Genomic DNA, 6,215 nt, shown 5'->3' on the forward strand with positions numbered 1-6,215 from the left:
GCCGAGACCATTGCTGCCGTCGTGCTCATCATGAAGACCCTGGTCGGCATGGCGCTGAAAGACGCGCCGACGAGACTGACCCGTGCTACCTGGCAAACGCCGACGACGGGAGGATGACTGCAGCGACGCTGTTTCGATTTTCGCAGATGCAAATAGCCGGGATCGAACTGACCGATATCTTTCATCCGGCGCCAGTTTCACACGTTAAGCCGGCTATTGCGAAACTCCATCGCTCCGGTCGAGCGAAGCGGTGCCGATTGACCGTTGCAATCCAAATGTGATCGAGAAACAGCAGGCATCGCGGAACATCGCCGCTCATTTTCAAACGAAAGATACTGGCGACGGCTGTTTCCAAGAGATGATAGCGGCCGACAACGCCTTGCACGACGAGCACGGAAACGCTGGGGTCATCGCCCTGCTCTATCAAATCCTCGTTGGGGGACAGCTCGCGGAGCTGGCAGGGGAAAAGCCGGATCGCCAGTCGACAGCAGCGAATGCCCTCGAAACTTCCATGCAACAATTTTGCCTGTGTCGAACATCGCGACAGTGTCCCCTGGAACTGCGTCTCAAATGATACGATCAGGATATGGCAAGCAGGTAGACTAGGGCATATTGGCCGGATCTCAAGCTGGTTCCGACGCGGGCTTGGACCAGCCACAAACTCAGGCGAGGTCCTGTTGCCCTTATTGACGGGGTGGACCGGCGCACGATCGACCGTTGCGGCGACGCACCCGGCCGCGGTAACCGACAGCTCGCGGTAAATATCGGCAACTCGCTCCGCTCTCATTTTTGCTGATTAGGAACAGCCCGCCTGCTGATTAGTTTCTCGCAAGCGAACAACTTGGTCTGGAGCACAATGTTAAGATATCAGCCGCAAAAGAGATTTGGCGCCGAGCCCGTGGATGGAGGCGTTCACTTCCGTTTATGGGCTCCCAATCAGGACGAGGTTTCGCTCGTGCTGGGCAACAGCGATGTATTGCCCATGAGCAAATCGGACGATGGTTGGCATGACATCGTGACGGCCAGGGCCCGGGCGGGCAGCTTGTACAAGTTTCGTCTTCGGGACGGCCTCGAGGTGCCCGATCCGGCCTCGCGATTTCAGCCCGCCGACGTGCATGGTCCGAGCGAAGTTGTCGATCCCCATCACTACCGGTGGCGTCAAGCTGCCTGGATGGGACGGCGCTGGGAAGAATGCGTGATTTATGAACTTCATGTCGGCGCGTTTACGCGGCAAGGCAGTTTTCGCGGCGCAATGGACCGGCTGGATTATCTCGCGGATCTCGGAATAACCGCCATCGAAATCATGCCGATCGCCGACTTCCCCGGCAACCGCAACTGGGGCTACGACGGCGTCTTGCCGTTTGCGCCCGATTCGAGCTATGGCCGACCGGACGACCTCAAGGCGCTGATCGATGCGGCTCATGCCAGAAATATCATGGTGTTTCTTGACGTCGTCTACAATCACTTCGGACCCGACGGCAATTACCTTCCCGCCTATTCGCCAATATTTACCGAGCATCACAAGACACCATGGGGTTCGGCGGTCAACTTCGATGCGACCGGGTCCGACCTGGTACGGGAATTCGTCATTCAGAATGCAATCTATTGGATTGCCGAATTTCGCTTTGACGGACTCCGGCTTGACGCCGTTCACGCCATCAAGGACGACAGCGACAATCACATCCTGGACGAACTGGCGAGCCGGGTTCGAGGTGCGGCGCCCAGGCGGCACGTGCATCTGCTGCTTGAGAATGAAGAGAACGAGGCTGCGCCCCTCGAACGGCTCGACGGCAAGCCGATCTACTACACGGCGCAATGGAACGACGATGTCCATCACGCGCTGCATGCGGCTGCCAGCGGAGACACCTCGGGATACTACATCGACTATGCCGGCCGCACCGACAGGCTTGCTCGTGCGCTGGCCGAGGGATTTGCGTTCCAAGGCGAATTCATGGCTTATCGCGGCAGCCCGCGGGGTGAGAGCAGCCGCCACTTGCCTCCCACCGCCTTTGTCGCATTCATTCAAAACCACGATCAGGTCGGCAACCGCGCCTTTGGCGACAGAATAACTTCGTTTGCGCCGAGGACAGCGGTGCGCGCCATCATATCGGTCTATCTTTTGCTCCCTCAGATCCCGATGCTCTTCATGGGAGAGGAATTCGCCGCCTCGCGGCCCTTTCCATTCTTTGCCCATTTCGAACCTGAACTTGCCGACGCGGTACGTGAAGGGCGAAGGGCGGAATTTGCTAAATTTCCCGAGTTCCGCAATCCGCGTCAACGCGAGCAAATCCCTGATCCGACGTCGGAGGCGACCTATCAGTCGGCAACGTTGGATTGGACGGAAGCTGCGGAAGGGATGCATGCCGAATGGGCCGCTTTGTACCGCGAACTGCTGACCATCCGCCACCGGGAAATCGTTCCCCGTCTCCACAACATCAGCGGCAATTGTGCAAGTTACCAGCTGTTAGGCGACGGCGCGTTTTCGGTGCGCTGGACCATGGGCGACCGCGCCCGCCTGCGGCTCGTTGCAAATCTCGCGAGTCGGGAGCTTGCCAATATCGATCCAGGGGGCTGCGATCCGGGCAGCCGCCTGCTTTGGTCAACCAACACCGCCGGCATCAACGCCATTGATCCTTGGAGCGTTGTCTGGACCATCGAGGGTCGAGGCCAACGTGCACTCCTCAACGAAAGGGCTGAGCGATGTCCGGACGCCTCCAGGCGCTCGCGGAGAAATACGGGGTCGCCACGCACTGTCAGGACGCCCTCGGCGCGACAGTGTCGGCCAATCCCGCTGTGATGGCGACGCTCCTGCACAACATGGGGGTGCCATCAGAGCAGGATGAGGAGGAACAGGAATTGGCAAACGAGCCGTTCCTGGACCCCGTCCTGGTTGTTCGTCCTCATCAGGGAGCGGTGACCGTCGAGCTCTCGCGCCCGCCGGAGCGGCCATTGGCCTGGACGCTCACGCTGGAAAGCGGAGAGCGGCGACAGGGCATCGCGGACAACATTCGAGAGGCATCACGCGACGGAAAACGACTCACGGGCTGGCTTGAGCTGCGGTGTATCCCTTTCGGCTATCATAAACTCGAACTGCCAGATCTGAACGCTTGCTCTTGTCTCATCGTAACGCCATCGCGCTGTTATCTGCCAGATGCCTTTGGGGCGGGACAACGATCGTGGGGGATTTCCCTGCAGCTGTATCTGCTGCGCTCGGTGCGCAACTGGGGAATTGGTGACTTCCACGACCTCGCTCGATTGGGCCAGCTGGCGGCCGGCTGGGGTTGCGACGTCCTGGGCCTTAATCCGTTGCATCAGATGTTCACCGATAAACCGGAGCATGCCAGCCCGTATTCCCCGGCAAGCCGCCAGTTCCTCAACATCCTCTACATAGACGTGGAGGCAATCCCCGAGTTCCCGTTCTCCAGGGCTCGCGACTTGGTCGTCTCCCGCAAGTTTGAGGCGGCTCTTGCACGGTGCCGCAGCTCTCCTCAAGTGGACTACACGGGCGTTACTCGGCTGAAATTGGAAGCACTCGGGCTGGTATTTGAATGGTTCAAGTTCCATGCCAGCGAAGCACGAGAACGACAATTCGACGCCTTTTTGGCGGATGGGGGCGACGCCCTGCAGCGCTCGTCGCTTTTTCAAGCGTTGCGCGATGACCTTGTTCGCCTCGACCCGACGCTGGATGAATGGCAGCGTTGGCCCGAAACGTTTCGCTCGCCGGATTCCGCCGGCGCAATTCAATTCAGGCAGCAACATTCGAATGAAATACAGTTCTTGAATTGGCTGCAATGGATCGCCGATCAGCAGCTTTCGGCTGCACGCGATGCCACGGCGGCCGCAGGCATGAAAATAGGTCTTTACAGGGCTCTCGCGGTCGGCTGCGACCGTACCGGGTGCGAAACGTGGTCGCGACCTATGGATTTCCTGCGGTCTACCGAGGTAGGAGCGCCGCCCGACATCTTGAATCCGGTGGCCAGAACTGGGGCCTGGCGCCCTTCAATCCCGTCGCATTGCGGAGGCAAGCCTACCGCCCCTTCATCGATTTGGTGCGCGCCAACATGCGACATGCCGGAGGCATTCGCATCGATCACATCATGGGATTGCAAAGGCTCTATTGCATTCCGCAAGGGGCGACCGCTTCGCAAGGCGCCTACATCAATTATCCGGTTGACGACTTGATCGGAATACTCGCCCTGGAAAGCCATCGTCATCGCTGTATCGTGGTGGGCGAAGACCTCGGCACCGTGCCTGCGGGGTTTCGCGAAAGGATGGCCTCGGCAAATATCCTGTCGTATCGCGTGATTTTTTTCGAACAGGACGAGACTAACGGTTTCGTGGCCCCCGAAAGATACCCGGTTCTGGCGGTGGCTGTGGCCGGGAGCCATGACCTGCCGACCCTGAGCAGCTGGCTTGTCGAAGGCGACATCGAGCTTAAACAGCGATTGGGACTCTATCCGTCCGCACAGGACGCAGTCCAACAACGCGCCCGACGAAGCGCCGAACGGGCCGCCGCGCTCAAGGCGCTGGAGTTATCTCATCCGGTCGAGGCCCAGCAATTCTCCTTGGCGGTGCACCGCTTCCTGGGGCAAACGCGTTCGATCCTGGCCATGGCTCAGTTGGATGATCTGCTGGGCGAGCACGCCCCTGTCAACGTTCCGGCGACATCGACGAAACACCCGAACTGGCGCCGAAAATATTCGTCCGACCTGGACGAATTTCTCGAAAATCATCGGATGCGCAAGCTCATCGAAATCCTTCGTGCTGAGCGCCTGCGACCGTGAGAAGGCGCGATCTGGCTTGAGCCGGTTCAACGTGTGGACGGCCGACCGGCCACCGGAATACGACCGCCGCGACGACCGCACCTGGGAAATTGCCGCGGACACCGATTCGCCAGGCCCGCCTGGCCGTGCAGGTTCAATTCCGGCGGCGGCTATGAATCGAAGTGCGATCCATGTTCGCCCGATAGACCTGGACGTTGTGTTCGTTGCGTACGACAATGGCGTGCCCACCCCAGACAAGCTCCGGCTCGATCTGCACAAGGCGATCGGCGATTTCGTCGGCGATTTCCCCGGCGTGCTCCTCGTCGACGCAGTCATGCACACCGCGGTCGGCGATGAAGTGATGATCCTCAAGATTGAATCGATAAAGCGGCATTTGGAAACACAACCAGCACAGGATGAGCTCGGTTCCGAACAACGGGGTGGCGAGCTGCGCCATATCGATCGCTGATATGGGATCATCTCTCGAGCCCGCGCCGACTTGGCACCCGAATCGGACGGGGAAGGCCTGGCCAAGTTATCGTGCTCAGGCGGCGCTTCGCCGTCACAGCCTGACGATGAAATCCATCAAGTCCATCGCCAATAGCGCCCGATCAGAGACGCGGCGCTCCTGGAACTATTCGAGCCGCCCTGCTCGCCCATAGATCCGGAGGCGCAAGCTGCCGGCGAGCCCGGGCCCATCACGCATTGCGGTCTGCCATGTGATCGGCCTTCAGCTGCCCTTGTTCTCAATGATGGCGATCTTGCCGTCGCGCTCGGCTACGGCGTAGCGAACCTGCTCCAGCCGCTCCAGACCGCGCTGGCGGGCGGCCGCCATCACGTCCTGCTCGCTCAACCGCAAGGCGCGCATTCGCTCGATGTCCCAACGGCCGTGTTCGAAGACGATGATCGGCGTACCGTCGACGATACGGCTCACCAGTTGGAAGCGGGCCTTGGCCCAGGAGACCAGGATGTGCATCAGACCGATGGTGGACACGGCCGAAACCGCGCCAACCATCGAATGGTCCTCGCCCACCACCGCGCCGATCGTGATGCCGCCGAACAGGAACAGCAGGACGAGATCGAACGGGGCCATCATGCTGGCCGTACGGCGCCCGATCAGCCGCATCGCAAATAACAAAATCAGGTATCCAGCGGCTGCGCGCAAGACGATGTTCATGGCAATACCAACTGGGTCCAAGACAGCCCTTCGCCGGCGGGGCCGCCCTCGCGAATCTCAGCCCTCACCGGCCCCACGGAGGACGGTTTAAGGATGAACCGCACTAAGGCACTGTCCTGGCCGGGAGGGATCGCGAAGTCGTAGATTGCGCCCCCACCCATTGCCTCAGTCCTGTTTGGCTGCGGGACAACCTGCTGAAGTCCGAGCGGCTCGATGAGAACGTTGCTGATGAACACCCGCGCCCGCGACGACCCCCCTTCTCCGGCAGACAGCTC

5 protein-coding genes and 1 pseudogene are annotated in these 6,215 nt (G+C 60.2%); 3 read left to right on the top strand and 3 right to left on the bottom strand.

Features of this window, described 5'->3' with window-relative positions; translation table 11 throughout:
• Window positions 1-250: 250 nt before the first annotated feature.
• The 3 genes and pseudogenes from WCB02_RS15580 (at window position 251) to malQ (ending at window position 4,784) form a co-directional block, all read left to right on the top strand.
• Window positions 251-574, top strand: coding sequence for a hypothetical protein (locus WCB02_RS15580; RefSeq protein ID WP_423959256.1), 324 nt, complete (start codon window positions 251-253; stop codon window positions 572-574).
• A 282-nt stretch (window positions 575-856) separates the two neighbouring features.
• Window positions 857-2,797, top strand: a complete 1,941-nt coding sequence (gene treZ / locus WCB02_RS15585) for a malto-oligosyltrehalose trehalohydrolase (protein WP_423959258.1) — start codon at window positions 857-859, stop codon at window positions 2,795-2,797.
• A 20-nt stretch (window positions 2,798-2,817) separates the two neighbouring features.
• Window positions 2,818-4,784 (top strand): annotated as a pseudogene (gene malQ, locus WCB02_RS15590) (4-alpha-glucanotransferase).
• Window positions 4,785-4,917: 133 nt separating this feature from the next.
• Here the strand turns inward: malQ and WCB02_RS15595 are convergent.
• The 3 genes from WCB02_RS15595 to WCB02_RS15605 form a co-directional block, all read right to left on the bottom strand.
• Window positions 4,918-5,220: a DUF6894 family protein gene (locus WCB02_RS15595; RefSeq protein ID WP_423959260.1), complete on the bottom strand. Its 303-nt coding sequence runs from the start codon at window positions 5,218-5,220 to the stop codon at window positions 4,918-4,920.
• Between the two features lie 273 nt (window positions 5,221-5,493).
• Window positions 5,494-5,889, bottom strand: a complete 396-nt coding sequence (locus WCB02_RS15600) for a DUF421 domain-containing protein (protein WP_423959262.1) — start codon at window positions 5,887-5,889, stop codon at window positions 5,494-5,496.
• 47 nt (window positions 5,890-5,936) lie between these two features.
• A partial coding sequence (locus WCB02_RS15605) for a hypothetical protein (protein WP_423959264.1) occupies window positions 5,937-6,215 on the bottom strand: 279 nt, incomplete at its 5' end.

Origin of the sequence: Bradyrhizobium sp., assembly GCF_049581145.1 — a bacterium.
In the GTDB taxonomy this organism is placed as follows: domain Bacteria; phylum Pseudomonadota; class Alphaproteobacteria; order Rhizobiales; family Xanthobacteraceae; genus Bradyrhizobium.

Coding starts and splice junctions, on each gene's coding strand:
- treZ (WP_423959258.1), top strand. CDS start 857: ATGTTAAGATATCAGCCGCAAAAGAGATTTGGCGCCGAGCCCGTGGAT.
- WCB02_RS15595 (WP_423959260.1), bottom strand. CDS start 5,220: ATGGCGCAGCTCGCCACCCCGTTGTTCGGAACCGAGCTCATCCTGTGC.
- WCB02_RS15600 (WP_423959262.1), bottom strand. CDS start 5,889: ATGCGGCTGATCGGGCGCCGTACGGCCAGCATGATGGCCCCGTTCGAT.